The sequence below is a fragment of the Heyndrickxia acidicola genome, assembly GCF_001636425.1.
GTDB lineage: Bacteria > Bacillota > Bacilli > Bacillales > Bacillaceae_C > Bacillus_AE > Bacillus_AE acidicola.
In genome coordinates this window covers 12533-31493 of record NZ_KV440953.1, presented here as the reverse complement: position 1 = coordinate 31493, position 18961 = coordinate 12533, and the positions used below count along the sequence as shown (strand labels likewise).

Here is an 18961-nt window from a genome sequence, read left to right as displayed (position 1 = left end):
AAAGGAATTAGAGAAGGCCTTCAAATTCCTCTATAGCTGCCTCATCCTCCCCAGGATAAACATAAAAGCTTTCTGTTCCGGCAACAGCTTCCTCTAGGAACGGAGTAAAATCGAGAAAGCTTTCAAAATGCTGGATTTTTTCAAGCTTTGGCTTTGTTTTTGGTGAAGGCGGCGTAAAAATCGTACAGCAATCCTCGTAAGGAAGGTTCGATATTTCAAACGTATCAATCCGCTTGGCAATATCAATAATGTCCAATTTATCCATGGCAACGAGCGGCCTTATAATAGGTGTTGAAGTAACATCGTTAATGGCAACCATGCTCTCAAGCGTCTGGCTCGCTACCTGTCCCAGGCTCTCACCAGTTATAATGGCCAATCCGTTATTTTTCCTTCTGACTTCATCTGTAATTCTCAGCATCATTCTTCTCGTTGCAGTCATTGTATAGCTTTCAGGTATTTGTTTATGGATGGTTTCTTGTACTTTTGTGAAAGGAACAATGTGAACTTTGACGGCACCGCTGAAATGAGCGATCTTGCGTGCAAGGTCAATAACTTTTTGCTTTGCGCGCGGACTTGTAAAAGGAGGGCTGTGAAAATGAACAGCTTCCACCTGAACGCCTCGTTTCATCACCATATAACCAGCAACAGGGCTGTCAATTCCTCCTGAAAGCATAAGCATAGCTTTCCCCGAAGAACCCACTGGAAGGCCTCCCGCACCCTTAATAATTTCACTGGACAAATAAACTCCTTCACTTCTTACATCCACTAAAAGATCAATATCGGGATTCCGGACATCCACTTTCAATCCTTCAATGTTTTTCAAAATATGGCTGCCTACTGCATGATTAATTTCATTGGTATCCAACTCAAAGGATTTGTCCCCTCGCCGTGTTGAGACCTTGAAGGTAGCCCCCTCAAAAAAAAGCTGCTGGACAAGGTTAAGACCAACCTCCTGAATTTCTCCTATCTCTCTATTCGTGCGAACGGCGAGGCTGAAGGATTGAATTCCAAACACCTTAGAGAGCCTTTCTATTATAGGTTCACTATTTTCACCGTTCAAAAGAATATACATTCTGTCGTGGCCGCCTTGAATGGATATATTTTCAAACTCATTAAGAGTATTCCGGATATTTCTTTTTAAAGTCGAAATAAAATGGCTGCGATTCTTTCCTTTTGTAGAAAGTTCTCCATAACGTATTAAAATTCGATCATATTTCATTTTCCATCCCTCATAACATCACGATATTTTCCCAAAACATTTTTCAGTGCCCGGATAAATTGCTCCGCTTCTTTTAATGTATTTCCATACGAAAGACTCACTCGCACAGCTCCCTCTGCGACATGCTTTGAAACTCCCATTTCCAGCAGTGTTCTGCTCAAGGATTTTTGCTTAGAAGAACAGGCGCTTGTCGTGGAAACGTATATGCCTTCTTCCTCCAGAGCATGTACCATAACCTCTCCTTTTAAGCCAACTACAGAAAAATTAACAATATGCGGCGCAGAGACATCAGGATTTGTATGGATCTGTATAGCAGGAATCCCGTTTAATTGTTTCAGTAACTCATTCCGAATAGCTAAAAGTGATTCAACTTCTGAGACTCTTCTATCCTCTATAAGCCTTAATGCTTTAGCCATCGTGACGATTCCGCCTGTATTTTCAGTCCCGCTTCGCATCCTTCCTTCCTGATTGCCGCCGGAGAGTAGAGGGGAAATCCGTACACCTTCTCGAATATAAAGAATTCCATTCCCTTTTAAGCCATGAAACTTATGGGCGGAAATCGTACAAAAGTCTATATTTGCCTTATGGAGATCCAAAGGAATTTTACCCATGCCCTGAACATGGTCTACATGAAACAAAACTTTCGGATAATTTTTAAGCATTTCACCAATTTCTCTAACCGGCTGAATGGTGCCCACTTCATTGTTTACATGCATCAACGTAACAAGTATGGTTTCATTTGTAATTGCTGCTTCCAGATCTCCCAAGCTGATTTGCCCATCTTTATTAACAGGAAGATATGTCACTTGGTATCCCATATCTTCAAGCTGCCTGCACGTTTCATAAATGGAAGGGTGTTCGGTAGCAGTGGTAATAATATGCTTCCCTCTGTTGCGATACTGCAAAGCTGTTCCCTTAATAGCCAGATTGTTCCCTTCTGTACCTCCAGAAGTAAAAAACACCTCATTCATATTTACCTTTAAAAGCTGTGCAATTTGTTTGCGTGCCTGACCTATTAAAGAATCCGCGTGACTGCCTAATTGATGAAGGGAAGAAGGATTCGCAAAAAAATTCCGTGAAATCTTTATAAAAGCATCCAACACTTCATCATAGGGCTTTGTAGTTGCACTATTATCAAAATAAATCATACATAACACCTTCATTTTCATCTATAAATAAAGCGCTGCTCGTAAAATCTGTTCTTGCGTCAGCTTTTGGCGAGCGGTTCGCTTATCTGCTCCAATCACCATGGTCAACATCAACCATACATAAAGTTACATCTTTTTTTATTAAGCGGGTTTAATATAGATTAATTTCACCAACACACGAATACCCACAATCATACATCTTAACATAAGATCCGCGTTTGGCAAAGACTTGAGTAACCGAAGATACTCCCCAATGAACCTGTCGTTCCTGCATCCCTTCTATTATGCCAAGCCAAAAAGAAGCTATGTAAGCAGAAAAGCGGAGTGAGACCGTTCAGCGGCGTACGGATTTCAGAGTCTTTGACTGAGATAAAGGAAACACAGCGAGGGACGAGGTGATGTTGACTTATCGCAGGGAAAAGACGGAGAAATCCGATAGCCGTTGGTCTCTCGCAGCTAGACAATAGAAAAGCGGAGTGAGACCGTTCAGCGGCGTACGGATTTCAGAGTCTTTGACTGAGATAAAGGAAACACAGCGAGGGACGAGATGATGTTGACTTATCGCAGGGAAAAGACGGAGAAATCCGATAGCCGTTGGTCTCTCGCAACTAGACAATAGAAAAGCGGAGTGAGACCGTTCAGCGGCGTACAAACTGGACAGCTCCGTTGAGTTACAGGAAAGACGAAAAGACTGCAGAAAGTAAAAAGGCGAAAGCATTCAATCATGCTCTCGCCTTTTTATTCTCCCGGATGCCCCGTAAACATTTTTTCAATTTTTTTCAGCGCACCAGGCTCAACTTGCTCCAATGCAGTTGCAGCTTCTTCCAGTGCCCCATGATAATCATAGCTTCTGAACATTTGTTCAGCTTCTCTTAAAGCATATGCAACTTTCTGGTTCTTCCTTCTGTAGCGGTTCCCGTACTGTATGATTTTTTCTGCCAAAGCAACATTATCAATGAGTTCTTCCGTCTTTTTAAATAATTGCTCCGTGGCGCCATCTGCAATATCCAAATATTCCTGCACCGAGTTCATGCTCAACGGCTTTTCGTTCAGGCTTTGTAAAACATCCTGAATCCTTTCTTCTGCTTCTTCAAAAAGGGATTGATAAGTACTTGGCAAGCCGGGAATATTGCTTTTTGAAATCATTTTAGTAATATCCGTTATTTTCTTTCGCAAAATAGAAATTTGTTCTCTGGCAGCCAATTCATCCTTGCGAAGATTTAAAAGATGCTCGGAAAATTCCTTTTGCTGTACTTCAATTTCCTCTAAATTCTCCTGAATCTCTTTCAGGGATTCACCCAGAGAAGAATAGGCTGATTGATCCTCCAGAATTTTCACTTCCAGTGCCCTGTATCTTTTCAAGAGCTTTTCAATGACCTTTTCAAGATTAATCGGTATATTCATTTCACCATTTAGAAGCTCATAGCTTTGTTTTACAAACTCGGTTTCTGCTCGAATAGAATCATTAATATCCCTGAGCGAAAAGAGTTTATCCTTCGTTTCGTTATGATGTTGGATAATGAAGAATTTTGCATGTACTTCTTTTTCCAGCAAATCATATAAAAGATCGATTTTTTCTTTTAACTCCTGAAGCCCCTCTTCAATTTCCTTGATTTCGGCTTTTTCGAGGTATTCTGCATAAACCTTTAAAACATCATTTATTTCATCTATTTCCTTGGAAATCTGCAGGTGTTCCAAATTGAAGCCTTGATCCTGCATCTCCTTGTATCCCTCTTCAATTTCGGCGATTTGAGCAGGATAGTTTGTGCCTACTTCGGCCAATAAATCTGGGATTTTTTCTTGTTTCTCCAGCACGTCCTCCATTTCACTTTTTAAAGAAATAACAATCTCCCTGGCTTCAAGGTAATTGCCATTTTCCGTTAAATCATTGTATTTCTGAAATTGTTCGTTAAGGGAGTCAACTTTCACTTCCATACTGGAAATACTTTTTCCATATTGGTGGCGATGGGTCAACAAATGTTTTTTCACCTTTTTATAATGAGTTTTGAGGTCTTCCATTTCAACGCGATTTTTTTCTTCGCTTCCAACAAGCTCTTTTAATTCCGAAAGAATCGTTTCGATTTTGGCCTCAACATTTGTTAATTCCCTGCGAATTTTGTCCTGTACTTCCTTTGCCTTACTGAACTGGTATTTATCTGTATTTTCCTCCACTTCAAATAACAGTTCCTCTACATTTGGAAGTTCCACAGAAACAATCTCATCCCATTCATTTCGCCATTTCTCAAACATGTCCTCTGTTTGGCCGGTCATGTTAAGCTGCTTGATCTTTGCCATTTCATCAATAACAGGCCTATTCATAATTTCTATCTTCCAGGTTTCCAATTTATCTATTTCTTTATAGTACTTTTTTCTAGTCATGTACCCCAGTATCAACAATAAAAGTACAATGACAATTGCGCCGATCACATAGTACATCGTTAACCCCCTGTTCCGTCCATGTGCAATATAGTATATATGTAAATAATTAAATTAAGTATGATGTACTAATGATACCACGTCCCGACAATTTTTGACCATTAAAATCAATATTTTTTGTATAGAATTGTATTTATTTGTAATACCCTCTACTAAAGCATAGGGCTTCCACTAAATTAGCTGTTGTTATTATGCGATAAAAATAAACAGCAGCCTCTTTGGGAGAACTGCTGGTCAAAGATGTATAACTTCCATCAAGGGGAATTTCAATATGCTTTCATCAAGCCAATCCTGTATCACTAAAAAATACTTATCAACAAAGTATTTTTCGTTTGGAAAAACGCTCCAAACTTCCCTTAAGTACTGGCTATTTAAAAAGGGCATTGTCAGCATGCTCCTCAATTGAATAATAAAAAAGCTGATGTATGAAGGTTTTATATGCTTATCAGTCATCGCTCCTTCAACAAGCTGTTTCAACAAGAATCGCTCCTTCATTAAATAGGAGGAAGTAATTTCTCTTACAACCTGCGAATCAATCGAGGTTTCTCTCCACACAAAACGAGAGAGTAGATGATGCTTTTTTTGGTAGTTCAAAATATTTATAATCGCTCTTTTTAAACACATCTCCGGACGCTCGCGGCCAAGCAGATGAACTTCATCCTCAATACAGGCTAGATACCCTTCGAAAAATTGAATAAAACAAGCCTCAAGCAGCCCTTGTTTCCCGTTGAAATAATAAGAGATATTGGCAGCATTAACATTTGCTCTATTAGCAATATCCCGTATCGAGACACCGTCATATCCTTTTGTATTAAACAAGTAAATGGCAGATTCAATAATTGATGCTTTGGTGGAGCTTACAACTCTTACCATTAAAAACGTCCCCTTTTACTTTTTTTCTTGAAGAAAACGGTGAAATGTGCTAAAAGTAATAAAATGTGATTGCTTCATACATTGCCTGTCTAAGTGTAGAATTCGTGCTTTAAAAGATTTCTCCTTTTAAAAGTTATCGACATTTTCTTTGCTATATGACAAGGAATGATTTATTTTATAAAAATATTGTAGAAAAAGGGTGAATGACTGTGTTCCATACTTCTAATTACAACGGTACAAAAGAACAGCAATACGGACTTGTAAAAAAACAACTTGCAGCTTTAATTGAGGGCGAACCAAACAGGATCGCCAATTTAAGTAATGCATCCGCATTACTTGGCCAGTTTTTGGACCGCATTAATTGGGTTGGTTTCTATTTAGTGGAAGGCAGCGAATTAGTATTAGGTCCTTTTCAGGGGCTTCCTGCCTGTGTGAGAATTCCTTTTGGAAAAGGTGTTTGCGGTACAGCCATTTCAGAAAGAAAAACAATCAGAGTAGAGAACGTTAACCAATTCCCTGGACATATTGCATGTGATGCTGCTTCTCAATCGGAGATCGTCATTCCGCTTATTAAGAATGATACCGTAATCGGCGTTCTGGATATTGACAGTCCTGAACTGAACCGTTTTGATGAACAGGATGAAAAAGAGTTAAATGATTTTGTTCAGGTGCTGCTCAAGCATTTGTAAAAAGAAAAGCGGAAGCGCCTTGCTCATCGGCGTACGGATTCCGAAGTCTTTGACTGAGATAAAGGAAACTAGATGTTGACTTATCGCAGGGAGAAGACGAAGAAATCCGATAGCCGATAGGCGCTGGTGCTGGACAATGAAAAGCGGAAGCGCCTTGCTCATCGGCGTACGGATTCCGTAGTCTTCTGACTGAGATAAAGGAAACTAGATGTTGACTTATCGCAGGGAGAAGACGAAGAATACCGATAGCCTATAGACGCTGGTGCTGGACATTGACTGCATTGGTTATAAAATATCCTTTTAAAAAAGGCCCTGTTAAATTTCCATGTTGATAACTGCTTGTTTTTCACATGTAAAATCTAAAAACAACAGAGTACTTTAACAACGCCTAAAAAAAGAAAAGGTATACTCCTTTAAGCTTCGGGAGTATACCTTTTCTTTTTCCATTCGTGTTTATTACATGATCTGTCGGCATTTATCCGTCACTACAACTTGGTTTTTCCCTGAATTCTTAGCATTATACAGTCCAATATCGGCACGATTAAAGAGATTTTCAATTCCATCTTTTCTTTCTTTATTCCAATAGGAAACACCGCAGGAAATCGTGATTTGGGGAGTTGTTTTTTCGGAGACTGCTTTAAGCAGGCGTACAGCAACCTCTTCTCCAATATTCAATGGCACTCCCGGAAGATAGATGGCCAGTTCCTCCCCTCCCCAGCGTGCACCAATATCGGTAGCCCTTATATTTTGTTCTATAATTCTGGCAACCTGGACCAAAATCTGGTCCCCAACCTGGTGTCCGTGTGTATCATTGACTTCTTTAAAATTATCAATATCCAATAATATAAAAGTACCTTCTTCATCATTATTCATGGACTCTTCCATTTGTGTGTTTAAATAGTTTTTGGCAAACAGCTGTGTCAAATGATCAGTAATGACCAATTTTTCCAGCTCTTCCCGGAGTATGGAATTGGTAATGGCCAAAGTCGAATGGTGGATAAGCGATCTGAACAATTTAAACATTTCAAAGGTGAAATTGTAGGCATTTTTATGGATTGCTATACAAAATCCCTTGATCTCGTCCCGTTCAATCATTGGAACTGCCATTAGAGAGGAATAATTCACCCTTCTATTTACAAATTTGCTGTTAAAATCACTGATAAATATTGCATCTTTTTCCCTCTCAAGTGATTTCAGTACAAAATCAAGGTATATTTCTCCTTCCGGTTCGTAAAAGATCGAACTGCTCCCCTCAAGTACCGAACAGCTATTATCATGCAGCATAACAAAGGCAATGTCCTGAACATGGAAAGATTTGCTGATTTGTGCATGAAGAAAGTGAAGGGTATCTTCCAAACGTGAGCTTGCATTCAATTTCATTGATGTTTCATTAATAAGCTGAAGATCTTCAATCAACCGGGTAGACTGCTGATAAAGCTTTGCATTCTCAAGAGCACCGCCTGCTGTATTTGCAAGGAGCCGGATAAACTCAATTTCATTATTATTAAAAATTAGGGAATGAGCACTCACAATTTGAAGGACTCCATAGACTCCCTGCTTTCCTAAAAGCGGGGCATAAAGCGTTGTATGCTTGCTTTCCCGTGCTGCAATCATACGGATTTCCCCGTTCACATAGGATTCCATGGCATTCTCATCAGCAGAATCATAGTGAAGGGTCTTGATAGGAAGATCTGTCTTATAGTGGTAATCATTCGAAAGCATTAAATAATACTGGCATTGAGGAAACATACGTTTAAGCGTATTAATAATTTCGTGCAATACCATGTCGATATTCATAGACGAATGAAACTTTTCCGTCACTCGGAATAATTCTTTATATTTTCTTTCCTCCTCCACAATTCCTGACAGCTGCTCTATTATATTCAGGAAGCATACGCTTTCCTGAATAAATTCCTGGTAAAAATTCTGGTCATATTCCTCGGAAGAATGAGCGGGAATATTCAGAAAAAGATATCCCTTTTCCTTGTTTTTAAAAACCAAACGAAAACCAATATTATATAATGAGAGTTGTGGAAAGTTTCTCCATTCTCTTTGGTTTATAACATTTTCACCTTTAAATATTCTCGATAGAATATCCTCTGTAATCGTTTCGGGAATTGTGGAGTCGTCAAGAGAGTAGGAACATGTCAGAACGAATTGATACTTATTTTCAATGTCTCTTGTATAGTATGCAGCCTGAGAAGCTTGAAACGTGTCTGTGATTATGGATATCCAATTTGCAATTTCATTCTTTCCCGCAGTTTCCACTAAATCAAATAGTTTCGATTTGTAATTGAGAATAATATGATTCATATCCATTTTCATTTATAATCACCTTGTTCAGTAATAAACACATGAGGATCTATTTTTGAATGGCTTTGTTATATTCCCTGGTTACTAACAGCTGAAAAACGGTATCCATTAACAAAGCTTGTTGAATAATGCATCATTCCTAGATGGATTACCCTCGGATCTTTTTATTATTACCATTATAATACAATAGTTCTAAAGATGTATAGTATAAACAGGTACTTTCGAACTATTTTTCCACAATACTTTTATTCCCTTTTTTTTAAAAGAAAAACTTTATTTCCTCTTTTAAAAAAAGAGTTTACTGTATATTTTCTTGACATTCTATCAGCCCTCATCATATAATATTCCTTGTGTAAAATAATGCAGCCTTTGCGGGCGACTGTACGGAGCGTATTTTGTTCCTTTAAAAGATTTCCATGCAGTAACAATCTTTTAAATGGTGTATCGAGTAACCCTCTGCTGCTAGGGCGATGGTACATGAAAACAAAATACACCTGCTGTTTGTTCACCTGTTTTTATTTTACAACAAAATAAAAACTAAGGAGGAGTCATCCATGGCTCGATATACTGGTCCAAGTTGGAAATTATCACGCCGTCTTGGTATTTCATTAAGCGGTACTGGTAAAGAATTAGAAAAACGCCCTTATGCTCCTGGGCAGCACGGTCCAAATCAACGTAAAAAACTTTCTGAATATGGTCTTCAGCTTCAAGAAAAGCAAAAGCTTCGCCATATGTATGGAGTTAACGAACGCCAATTCCACAACACTTTCGTGAAAGCTGGAAAAATGGCTGGTAAGCACGGTGAAAACTTCATGATTCTTCTTGAATCACGTCTTGATAACCTTGTTTATCGTCTTGGCTTAGCTCGTACTCGCCGTCAAGCTCGTCAGCTTGTAAACCACGGCCACATTCTTGTTAACGGAAGCCGCGTTGATATCCCATCATACCGCGTATTACCAGGACAAACAATTGGTGTTCGTGAAAAATCCCTTAACTTAGACATCATCAAAGAATCTATCGAAGCTACTAACTTCGTACCTGATTTCGTTTCTTTTGATGCTGATAAGCTTGAAGGTACTTTCACACGTTTACCAGAACGTTCTGAGCTTCCAGCTGAAATTAACGAAGCATTCATCGTTGAGTTCTACTCTCGTTAATTTTATTATAAAAACCCTGAAAATGCTGATATGCACTTTCAGGGTTTTTATTTTGAATTAAAGCTAGCTAAAGGTATTTACGTAATTTGATTATTCATAGGCCAATCTGTCCTATATTTGTATCAATCAATTTTTATTTTCCTCTGAGAGAAAATTTATGACTTCTTTTTTAAAACGCTCTGGCTCTTCAATACTTGGCCCATGTCCTGAATGCATGAATTCAATAAAGGCAGCATCCGGTATTCTAGATGCTACTTCTTTGCCTCTCTCCGGAGGGTTTAAACCATCATATTTTCCGCTGATGACCAATGTTTTAGCAGTTATTTTCTCTAAATCCTTCAGAAAGTTAAATCCTTCTATTGCCTTGTTGGAGGCATCCTGCTCCTGAGGAGAGGTCAGCATCGCTTTGTCTGCATAAAATTCACTGAAAGCATTTTGGATTGCTGCGCTACTATGAAAAATATATTTGCTAACATAGCTGAATTGTTCAGCAAAAGACAGCCCCTCTAATTCTTGTGCATGCCGGTCGAGAAGTTCCTGCATGGAGGAAGTTTTCCCATGACCTTTTGGGACGACCAGAACCAGCTTTTCAACTCGTTTGGGATAAGCTGACGCAACACCTTGTGCAATATAGCTTCCCATAGATATCCCCAAAAGAAAGACCTTTTCAAGCTTGAGATGATTTAACAAATTGACTACATCCTGTATATGATCTTCCATGGTGTAATGCTGCGGTTTGTCTGACTCCCCATGCCCTCGTGCATCTAAAGCAATGACGCGAAAATGTTCTTTCAACTGGCTGATCTCTTTTTTTAACATCCTGCTGCTTCCGTGAAGACCATGGAGCAGGATTAATGGAGCTCCCTCCCCATCTTCTTTAAAATAGAGACGTGCACCGTTTGAAATAAAAGCTGGCATTGTTATCACCCCTATGTAAATTTTCTCAGTACTAAAAATATATTTCCTCACAAAAATGAATTTTCAAAAAGTTGAATTTCGATTTTTATTTTATCAAGGAACCATTGAATTGATCAATTTATTGATCTTCCAGTTTAAAATCCTTGGTTTTTTGACTTGATAAAGCCCTTGACTCCGATTCTACATTCAGTTTTTTATAGTAAAATATATAAAAACTGACAACAAAAATTGCTCAAGCTCCTTGCTCATCAAGCATATGATGTCGCCGTCTTCGACTGAGATAAAGGAATTACAGCTGGACAGAAACAATATCGTTACATTATTTTTTTCTAATCAAAAAAATGGCCAAAGAATCCTTTGGCCATTCCCGCTTATGCGTATTGAATTAAAAAGTACTTTTTCTTTCCTCTTCTAATTACAGTAAATTCATCTTCAATCCGATCATCCGCTGACAGGACATATTGAACATCGGTGATTCGCGTTCCATTAAGAGAAACGGCTCCGTTTGCAACATCCTCTCTTGCCTGGCGCTTGGATGGTGAAATTTTTGAATTAACAAGTAAATCCACCAGCCCTATTTCTTCCCCACGGCTTTGAGTAAAGGATGGTACGTCTTTAAATCCTTGTTTAATTTCCTGTGCAGTCAAAGCCTGAATATCCCCATTAAATAGCGCATCCGTTATTTTAATGGCTTGCTTAAGCGCTTCTTCCCCATGGATCAAATTGGTCATCTCTTCCGCTAATACCTTTTGGGCTTTACGAATGTGCGGCTCTTCCTGGACAGACTGTTCAAGCTGTTCAATTTCTTCCTTGCCGAGGAAAGTGAAGAATTTCAAGTATTTTATAACATCGGCATCAGCCGTATTAAACCAGAACTGATAAAACTCATACGGTGATGTTTTTTCAGGATCAAGCCATACACTTCCGCCCTCTGTTTTACCGAATTTGGTTCCATCTGCTTTTGTTACAAGCGGAATGGTCAAACCAAATGCTTTCGCACCCTCTGCTTCAACTTTTCTGATCAGCTCAAGGCCTGTTGTAATATTGCCCCATTGGTCACTTCCGCCAATTTGAAGCTTACAGTCATAGTTTTGGTAAAGGTGCAAAAAGTCCATCGCCTGGATGATTGTATACGTAAACTCAGTAAACGATATTCCCGTTTCAAGTCGGGAGGCGATGGTATCCTTAGCAAGCATGTAGTTTACACCGACATACTTTCCAAAGTCACGAAGGAATGTGACAAGATTCATTGAGCCTGCCCAGTCATAGTTATTGGTCATGACAGCCCCATTTTCACCTTTAAAATCAAAAATTCTCTCAAACTGCTTTTGAAGTCCCTGAACATTTTCTTGAACAGTTTCTAAAGTCAAAAGTTTTCTTTCTTCTTTCTTTCCGCTTGGATCTCCAATAAGCCCAGTGGCTCCGCCGACTACAACTATCGGACGGTGGCCATGCTGTTGAAATCTTCTTAAGGTTAAAAAGGGAAGTAAATGGCCGATGTGCATACTGTCAGCAGTAGGGTCAACACCGCAATAGAGAGAAATATGCTGATTTTCTAGTGTTTCTTTAAGTCCCTCTTCATCCGTTTGTTGGTAAATTATACCTCGCCATCGTAAATCCTCTAATAAATTCATTGTATTCACTCCTCATATCATAAATAAGCTTTGTAAAGATAAATAATAGCAAAATTCATTTAAGCAGTCTCTCTACCATCACTTCTGCAGAAAGGATTTCTTTCTTTTTTCACTTGCCATACACAAGGTATTCGCAATGAATATAAAAACGCCCCTTCGTATAACGAAGGGACGATTATAATCGCGGTACCACCCAACTTGAGAAATCATTCTCCACTTAAGTCAAAAATAACGGTGAATAACCGTTTATTGCTACTATTTTCACAATAAAAGCTCCAGGGTGTAATTCATCTTAGCTATATGTATCGGTTTGCACCTTCCACCGACTCTCTTTAAACAGGGACAGCAAGATTACTTCAGCCTTTCAAAGCCTTTTCATATTCAGTTACATTCAGATTTTATCATTCGTCACTCAGTAAGCAATATAATGAAAAAGTCCTTATTAACATACTTACTCTTTTTTACCATACATTTTGGCTATTGTCAAACTCACATATATATCACTATGCGTTCTCAGTCTATACCGTTTTGGATAATCCAATTGATAATAGGGATTCTGCTTTCTTCTGCCCCGTTCATGCTTTTCCATTAAAAATTTTGTTTTATCTTCATATTAACATATGTAACTGCTCCCACATTGATACAATCGAAAAACGGCTTACTTATATTGCCATATTATATAGCTATGTTAAAAGAATCTGTTGTTTTTTAGCTGAGCTGAATAACGAGCAGGATCAATATGGAATCTTAACGGAGCCTATTTGATAAAGGCTCTTTTTCGTAAACCTTGTTGCTATTTGACAAAAAATGATGATATACCTTAGGTTCATAAAAAAACTTTAGAATTGCATACGAAGAGATGCCAAGAAGGCAGGCAACATACAGATTTACCTTTTGTATGTAAAGCAACAATCTATGCGAAAACAGCCTAGATCTATAACGATTGAATTTTCAATGCCATTTCCATTGGTTTTACATTTAGAGCGGACAATTTATCTATCTCCACCCACATTGGCAAGTATGTTCCGCGTTCTCTATTTTTATCTGTGTATTCCTTTCCTCTTCCAGTACCGAAAGCTCCATCCAATATTTCTGCAAGAAAAAAGTATTGCGTACCTTGATACTCAATTTTAGAGATACACTTATGAATTTCAACCTTTACTCCCAGCTCCTCCAGTGCCTCTCTCTCAGCGGCTGCTTCAGGTGTCTCTCCTTCTTCTATACCGCCGCCCGGGAATACATAATACACCAAGCCGTCTCTCTTTCTTTTTATCAGGCAAACCGTGTTATCCTTTATAAGGACTACTGATCCTCTGTTTCTCAAATACCGAAGAACCCCCCTCTACCTTTACAATATGTTTTCATTTTCCTGTCGGTTCTTTTGGAATAGCATTTATCCTCTCATGCCGTTTTCCCATGCTTCGATTACATTCCGAATAAGGAAAATGAGGCTGTTCCAAAAGGTCAAATGATATCAGATGACGTTGGATACAGTATCTTTTTTTCCGCTCGTTGATTTCTGCTGCAGGCGCTCGCTTTCCGCGGGCGAGCGGGAGCCCCTCATCATAGCAATCTTTCTTCCATATTGATTAGACTATAATGATTAACATAGATCCGTTTGGCTTGATTTTTGAACTCGTATTAAGTGATTTTCGGTTCACTAAAACTAAATAGAAAAATCCATCTACCTTTTTTATTCTGTAGTAAAAGAGGGTGACTCCATTTAGCGATTGAGTCACCCTCTTTTCTTGTCCGGTAAGTATTATGCTTCTCTAAATAGGATACTGGACTGTCAAAGTTAGTCTTCCATTGTCGATAGATCACCTGCAGGCAAGTCCAGCTCCCATGCTTTTAGCACACGTCGCATGATTTTCCCGCTTCTTGTTTTTGGAAGCTTATCGCGGAACTCTATTTCGCGTGGTGCAGAGTGAGCTGCCAAACCATTTTTCACAAACTGGCGAATTTCTTCTTTTAATTCATCCGATTCCTCGTATCCATCCATTAAAGCAACAAACGCTTTAATAATTTCTCCGCGGACAGGATCAGGCTTGCCAATAACACCTGCTTCTGCTACCGCAGGATGTTCAATAAGCTTGCTTTCTACCTCAAAAGGCCCTACCCTTTCTCCTGAAGTCATGATGACATCATCAACACGTCCCTGGAACCAAAAATACCCGTCCTCATCCATGTAGGCAGAATCTCCGGACACATACCAGCCATTCGGGAAGAAATAAGACTGATATTTAGGCTCATTATTCCATATTGTCTGCATCATGGAAGGCCAGCCCTTCTTAATAGCCAGGTTTCCCATCCGATTAGGGGGCAGAACATTCCCCTGATCATCTACAATGGCAGCCTCTACTCCTGGAATCGGTTTTCCCATGGAGCCAGGCTTGATATTCATGCTAGGATAATTGCAGATTAAGTGTGCACCTGTTTCCGTCATCCACCAAGTATCATGGATTCTTTGGCCGAACACCTTCTTGCCCCAGCGGATGACCTCAGGGTTCAATGGCTCTCCAACACTTAAGACATGGCGAAGTGATGTTAAATCATGCTTCTTGATGATTTCATCACCTGCTCCCATCAGCATGCGAAAAGCAGTAGGGGCACTATACCATACAGTTACGCCAAACTTTTCAATCGTTTTATACCAATCCTCGGGCTTGAAGCGCCCCCCTACAATCACATTCGATGTTCCTGTAAGCCACGGAGCAAAAATGCCGTATGAGGTTCCCGTCACCCAGCCAGGATCGGCTGTACACCAGTATACATCCTCTTCCTTAAGGTCCAATACCCATTTAGCTGTTTGATAATGCTGAATCATGGCATTATGGACATGCAGCACCCCTTTAGGCTTTCCTGTAGAGCCAGAGGTATAATGAAGGATAAGTCCATCCATTCTATCCACCCACTCCAGCTCAAGCTGTTTGGAGGCATCAGCCAGGTGCTTGAGAAAATCAATCTGTTTTTCATCTTCTTTTATATCGCGGCCGACAAGAAAAATGGTTTTTAAAGCTGGCAATTTGTCCACTGGAACACGGTCAAGAAGTGCCGGGGTTGTTACAAGCACTTTTGCTTCACTGTCCTCCAAACGGTCACGAACAGCTCCTTCCATAAATGCTTCAAACAGCGGTCCGACAACGGCTCCCAGTTTTACCGCACCAAGAAGGGCAAAATAAAGCTCTGGTGATCTGGGCATAAAAATGAAAACTCTGTCACCCTTCTCTACCCCGCCGTATTCCTTCAAAACGTTTCCCGCTTTGTTCGTTAGTTCCTTTAGATCTTTAAATGTATATTTCTCATCACGGGAATCATCAGAATAATAAAGCGCTACCTTGTTCTTTCGAAAGCCTTCAGCATGGCGGTCGATTGCTTCGTAGGCCAAATTCACCTTGCCTGTTTCCGACCATGTAAATTCTTTCTCAACATCTTTCCAATCAAAATGTTTATAGGTTTCATCATAATTAGTTAGATTGTAATCCCCTTTTACCGCTGGCAACGCTACCACATTCATCTTCATGTCCCCCTTTGTTAGAGTTTACAAAACTATTATAATATAAAATATACGTATTCACAATTTTTTAAATCTTTTTCCACTTGCCTAAATAGGCTTCTTTTTCCGCCAAAAGTCTGAAAAGATGTAGTATGATAGTAGGCATAAGAGAAAGAAATCAGCTATTATAGGGCATGTTGGAGACCTGCTGTTTGTGCAGTTACTTCTTGTTTGAAAGTGTTCTCATCTAGCGTTTACATACGGTTGCCAGATAGAATTCTTCTCCTTTTTGCACTTCTCATCAGGCAGTATAATCGGTATAAAAATATTTTCCAATAATATTATGTTGTCTAAATTCATTGGTGATATTTGCCCAATAACGAGGCGATCAGACTATTTTTTAAACGAAAAGGGGGTGTATTGATGGAACATACAAAAACGTATCATTCTATGGAGTTAGATACGACAGAGGGTATTATTGTGATTGAAGGGCCTGTTCCGGCATCCAAGCTTGCCTCTCTTGATTTTCACGAGGGATTGGTTGCTTTTCGCCCACCCGAGAAGCAGCACAAGGCTTTAATCGAAATCGCCGATTTGCTTGAAGGAAGAATCATTATAGCGAGAGAACAGAATACAATTGTAGGATATGTCACATACCTCTATCCCGACCCTCTGGAAAGATGGTCCCAGGGAAACATGGAGAATTTAATAGAATTAGGTGCCATTGAGGTCATCCCAAAATTCAGAGGAAATTCGGTAGGGAAAAATTTATTGAAGCTGTCCATGATGGATCCGGCAATGGAAAATTATATCACCATTACAACAGAATACTACTGGCATTGGGACATGAAAGGCACAGGCTTGAATGTCTGGGAGTATCGAAAGATCATGGAGAAAATGATGAATGCGGGAGGTCTTGAATATCTCGCAACAGATGATCCGGAAATATGCTCACATCCTGCCAATTGCCTTATGGTCCGATTTGGAAGCAAGGTTGACCGTGATTCTATTGAAAGATTTGACCGTTTACGATTTATGAACCGATTTATGTATTAGTTTTTTCGAATTTGTGTTTTTTTAAACTAAACATACAGCATCCCAGATTACTAGACGATTCTCCAAAGACCAATTGTTGACTCTCTTTAAAAGGAAGTGAAGCAAGATGATCGTGGAAGAAATTATGACAAGAGATGTTGCTGCCTTAAAACCAGATGATACAGTGCAGGCGGCCCTTGCTTTAATGAAAGAGAAAACCATCCGCCATATTCCTCTCATTAATGAGCTGGATGAATTGGCGGGGCTCGTAACTGAAAGAGATATTAAGGGAGTTTTATCAAATTCGCTTTTAAACTCCCCTGAAAATCCTTCCGTGGAGCTGCCGTTGAGAAAATTAATGAAAACAAATATACTAACTGGTCATCCACTCGACTTTGTTGAGGAAGTAGCGGTTCTTTTTTATGAAAACAAAATTGGCTGCCTGCCAATCCTGGAAAATCAAAAACTGGTCGGAATCATAACTGGCACTGATCTTCTCCATACAATGGTCAAAATCACCGGAGCTGACCAGCCTGGTTCGCAAATAGAGCTTAAAGTTCCCAATCGTTCCGGCATACTGCATGAAATAACAGGAATTATTCAAAAGCACCGCGTGAATGTACACAGCCTTCTAGTTTATCCGGATAAAAGTGATCCTCATTCCAAAATTCTTGTTTTTAGAGTCAATACGATGAACCCCCTTACCCTCATCCAACACTTAAAGGACGAAGGGTATACAGTTTTATGGCCCAATATGCCGGGGATATCAGAATGAAAAAGGATTCTGTTTTTATCTATTCGGATGATCTATTAAAATATCGTTTTTCGGGTGACCACCCTTTTAATCAAATGAGGATCAAATTAACCCTGGATCTTTTAGAGCAAATGGGCGCAATTAATAAGGATGAAATCATAGAACCAAGAACGGCTGCAGAGGAAGAATTGTATTTAAATCACGATTATGATTTTATCCAGGCAGTTAAGAAGGCAGGGCAGGGAAGCCTTCCGGAAGAGACAGCAGAAAATTATGGACTTGGAACCGAGGACACTCCCATATTCCCCCATATGCATGAAGCTAGTTCCTTAATAGTGGGAGGAACACTTACAGCGGTTGATATGGTAATGGAAGGCCAGGCAAACCATGCACTTCATTTAGGGGGCGGGCTGCATCATGGTTTTAGAGGAAAAGCTTCAGGCTTTTGTATTTATAATGACAGTGCGGTAGCCATTAAATATCTTCAGGAAAAATACAATGCCCGGGTGCTTTATATTGATACAGATGCACATCACGGAGATGGTGTGCAATGGTCTTTTTATGATTGTGACAAGGTTTGTACATTTTCTATTCATGAAACCGGGAGATATCTTTTTCCAGGTACGGGGAATGTAAACGAGTGGGGAATCGGCCAAGGATATGGGTATTCATTCAATGTCCCATTGGATGCATTTACAGAGGATGAATCGTGGCTGGAAAGCTACAGAGCTGCTATCCATGAAGTGGCTGCTTTTTTTAAACCAGATATTATCGTGACACAAAATGGAGCGGACGCACACTATTACGATCCATTGACACACCTTTGTGCCACAATGAACATTTATAAAGAAATACCAAAAGTGGCGCACGAGCTTGCCCATAAATATTGCGGTGGAAAATGGATTGCCATCGGAGGCGGAGGTTATGATATTTGGAGAGTAGTTCCAAGAGCCTGGTCCCTCATATGGCTGGAAATGACCGATCGCCGCTGCCCAAAAAATCTGCCTGCAGCATGGATTCAAAAATGGCAGTCAATGTCTCCCTATACTCTTCCCGATTCATGGGAGGATCCGGCAGATATGTATAAACCCATACCGAGGAAACCGGAAATAACAGAAAAGAACCGACAGACCGTAGATAAAACGATCCAATTTATCAGACAAAACCAAGGCATAAAGAAGAATGGTTGACGGGATGGAAGAAAACCAGAAAGCATCTGCTTATTCCCTTAATGAAAAGTTTCAATTTATTTAAAAGAAGAGCCCTGCTGAAATCATGCAGGGCTCTTT

14 protein-coding genes and 1 other annotated feature are annotated in these 18961 nt (G+C 39.6%); of the genes, 5 read left to right on the top strand and 9 right to left on the bottom strand.

Going from position 1 to position 18961, the window contains the following annotated elements; translation table 11 throughout:
* Nucleotides 1–7: 7 nt before the first annotated feature.
* From thiI to refZ, 4 genes are all read right to left on the bottom strand, one after another.
* A complete protein-coding gene (gene thiI / locus A5N88_RS00115; protein WP_066261516.1) occupies nucleotides 8–1219 on the bottom strand; it encodes a tRNA uracil 4-sulfurtransferase ThiI in 1212 nt (403 codons plus the stop codon).
* The gene (locus A5N88_RS00110; protein ID WP_066261513.1) at nucleotides 1216–2367 is read right to left on the bottom strand and encodes a cysteine desulfurase family protein; all 1152 of its coding nucleotides are present in this window, start codon (nucleotides 2365–2367) and stop codon (nucleotides 1216–1218) included. The genes thiI and A5N88_RS00110 overlap by 4 nt, the downstream gene beginning before the upstream one ends.
* Before the next feature lie 738 nt (nucleotides 2368–3105).
* Nucleotides 3106–4803, bottom strand: a complete 1698-nt coding sequence (gene ezrA, locus A5N88_RS00105) for a septation ring formation regulator EzrA (RefSeq protein WP_066261510.1) — start codon at nucleotides 4801–4803, stop codon at nucleotides 3106–3108.
* Between the two features lie 234 nt (nucleotides 4804–5037).
* Nucleotides 5038–5676, bottom strand: a complete 639-nt coding sequence (refZ, locus tag A5N88_RS00100) for a forespore capture DNA-binding protein RefZ (protein WP_066261508.1) — start codon at nucleotides 5674–5676, stop codon at nucleotides 5038–5040.
* Between the two features lie 209 nt (nucleotides 5677–5885).
* Here refZ and A5N88_RS00095 point away from each other — a divergent pair, with 209 nt between their 5' ends.
* Nucleotides 5886–6365: a GAF domain-containing protein gene (locus A5N88_RS00095; protein WP_066261505.1), complete on the top strand. Its 480-nt coding sequence runs from the start codon at nucleotides 5886–5888 to the stop codon at nucleotides 6363–6365.
* A gap of 456 nt (nucleotides 6366–6821) precedes the next feature.
* Here the strand turns inward: A5N88_RS00095 and A5N88_RS00090 are convergent, their stop codons facing one another.
* Complete coding sequence (locus tag A5N88_RS00090; RefSeq protein WP_083952956.1) at nucleotides 6822–8690, bottom strand: sensor domain-containing diguanylate cyclase; 1869 nt, start codon at nucleotides 8688–8690, stop codon at nucleotides 6822–6824.
* A gap of 542 nt (nucleotides 8691–9232) precedes the next feature.
* Between A5N88_RS00090 and rpsD the strand changes: the two genes are divergently transcribed.
* A complete protein-coding gene (gene rpsD / locus A5N88_RS00080; protein WP_066261495.1) occupies nucleotides 9233–9835 on the top strand; it encodes a 30S ribosomal protein S4 in 603 nt (200 codons plus the stop codon).
* Nucleotides 9836–9961: 126 nt separating this feature from the next.
* On the opposite strand, the gene A5N88_RS00075 is transcribed toward rpsD, so the two are convergent.
* From A5N88_RS00075 to acsA, 4 genes are all read right to left on the bottom strand, one after another.
* Nucleotides 9962–10753, bottom strand: a complete 792-nt coding sequence (locus tag A5N88_RS00075) for an alpha/beta fold hydrolase (RefSeq protein ID WP_066261494.1) — start codon at nucleotides 10751–10753, stop codon at nucleotides 9962–9964.
* A gap of 371 nt (nucleotides 10754–11124) precedes the next feature.
* Nucleotides 11125–12387: a tyrosine--tRNA ligase gene (gene tyrS / locus A5N88_RS00070; protein WP_066261492.1), complete on the bottom strand. Its 1263-nt coding sequence runs from the start codon at nucleotides 12385–12387 to the stop codon at nucleotides 11125–11127.
* A gap of 164 nt (nucleotides 12388–12551) precedes the next feature.
* Nucleotides 12552–12764: a binding site (T-box leader), on the bottom strand.
* 557 nt (nucleotides 12765–13321) lie between these two features.
* Complete coding sequence (locus A5N88_RS00065; protein WP_066261490.1) at nucleotides 13322–13711, bottom strand: NUDIX hydrolase; 390 nt, start codon at nucleotides 13709–13711, stop codon at nucleotides 13322–13324.
* Between the two features lie 474 nt (nucleotides 13712–14185).
* A complete protein-coding gene (gene acsA, locus A5N88_RS00060) occupies nucleotides 14186–15904 on the bottom strand; it encodes an acetate--CoA ligase (protein WP_066261488.1) in 1719 nt (572 codons plus the stop codon).
* 402 nt (nucleotides 15905–16306) lie between these two features.
* Between acsA and A5N88_RS00055 the strand changes: the two genes are divergently transcribed.
* The 3 genes from A5N88_RS00055 to A5N88_RS00045 all read left to right on the top strand — a co-directional run bounded on the left by A5N88_RS00055 (nucleotide 16307) and on the right by A5N88_RS00045 (nucleotide 18862).
* The gene (locus A5N88_RS00055; protein ID WP_066261486.1) at nucleotides 16307–16939 is read left to right on the top strand and encodes a GNAT family N-acetyltransferase; all 633 of its coding nucleotides are present in this window, start codon (nucleotides 16307–16309) and stop codon (nucleotides 16937–16939) included.
* Nucleotides 16940–17045: 106 nt separating this feature from the next.
* Nucleotides 17046–17693 carry an acetoin utilization AcuB family protein gene (locus A5N88_RS00050; protein ID WP_066261484.1) on the top strand — a complete coding sequence of 216 codons (648 nt, stop codon included), beginning with the start codon at nucleotides 17046–17048 and terminating at the stop codon, nucleotides 17691–17693.
* Nucleotides 17690–18862 (top strand): acetoin utilization protein AcuC, encoded by a 1173-nt coding sequence (locus A5N88_RS00045; protein WP_066261482.1) that lies wholly within the window; start codon nucleotides 17690–17692, stop codon nucleotides 18860–18862. Before A5N88_RS00050 ends, A5N88_RS00045 begins: the two co-directional genes overlap by 4 nt.
* Nucleotides 18863–18961 lie beyond the last annotated feature (99 nt).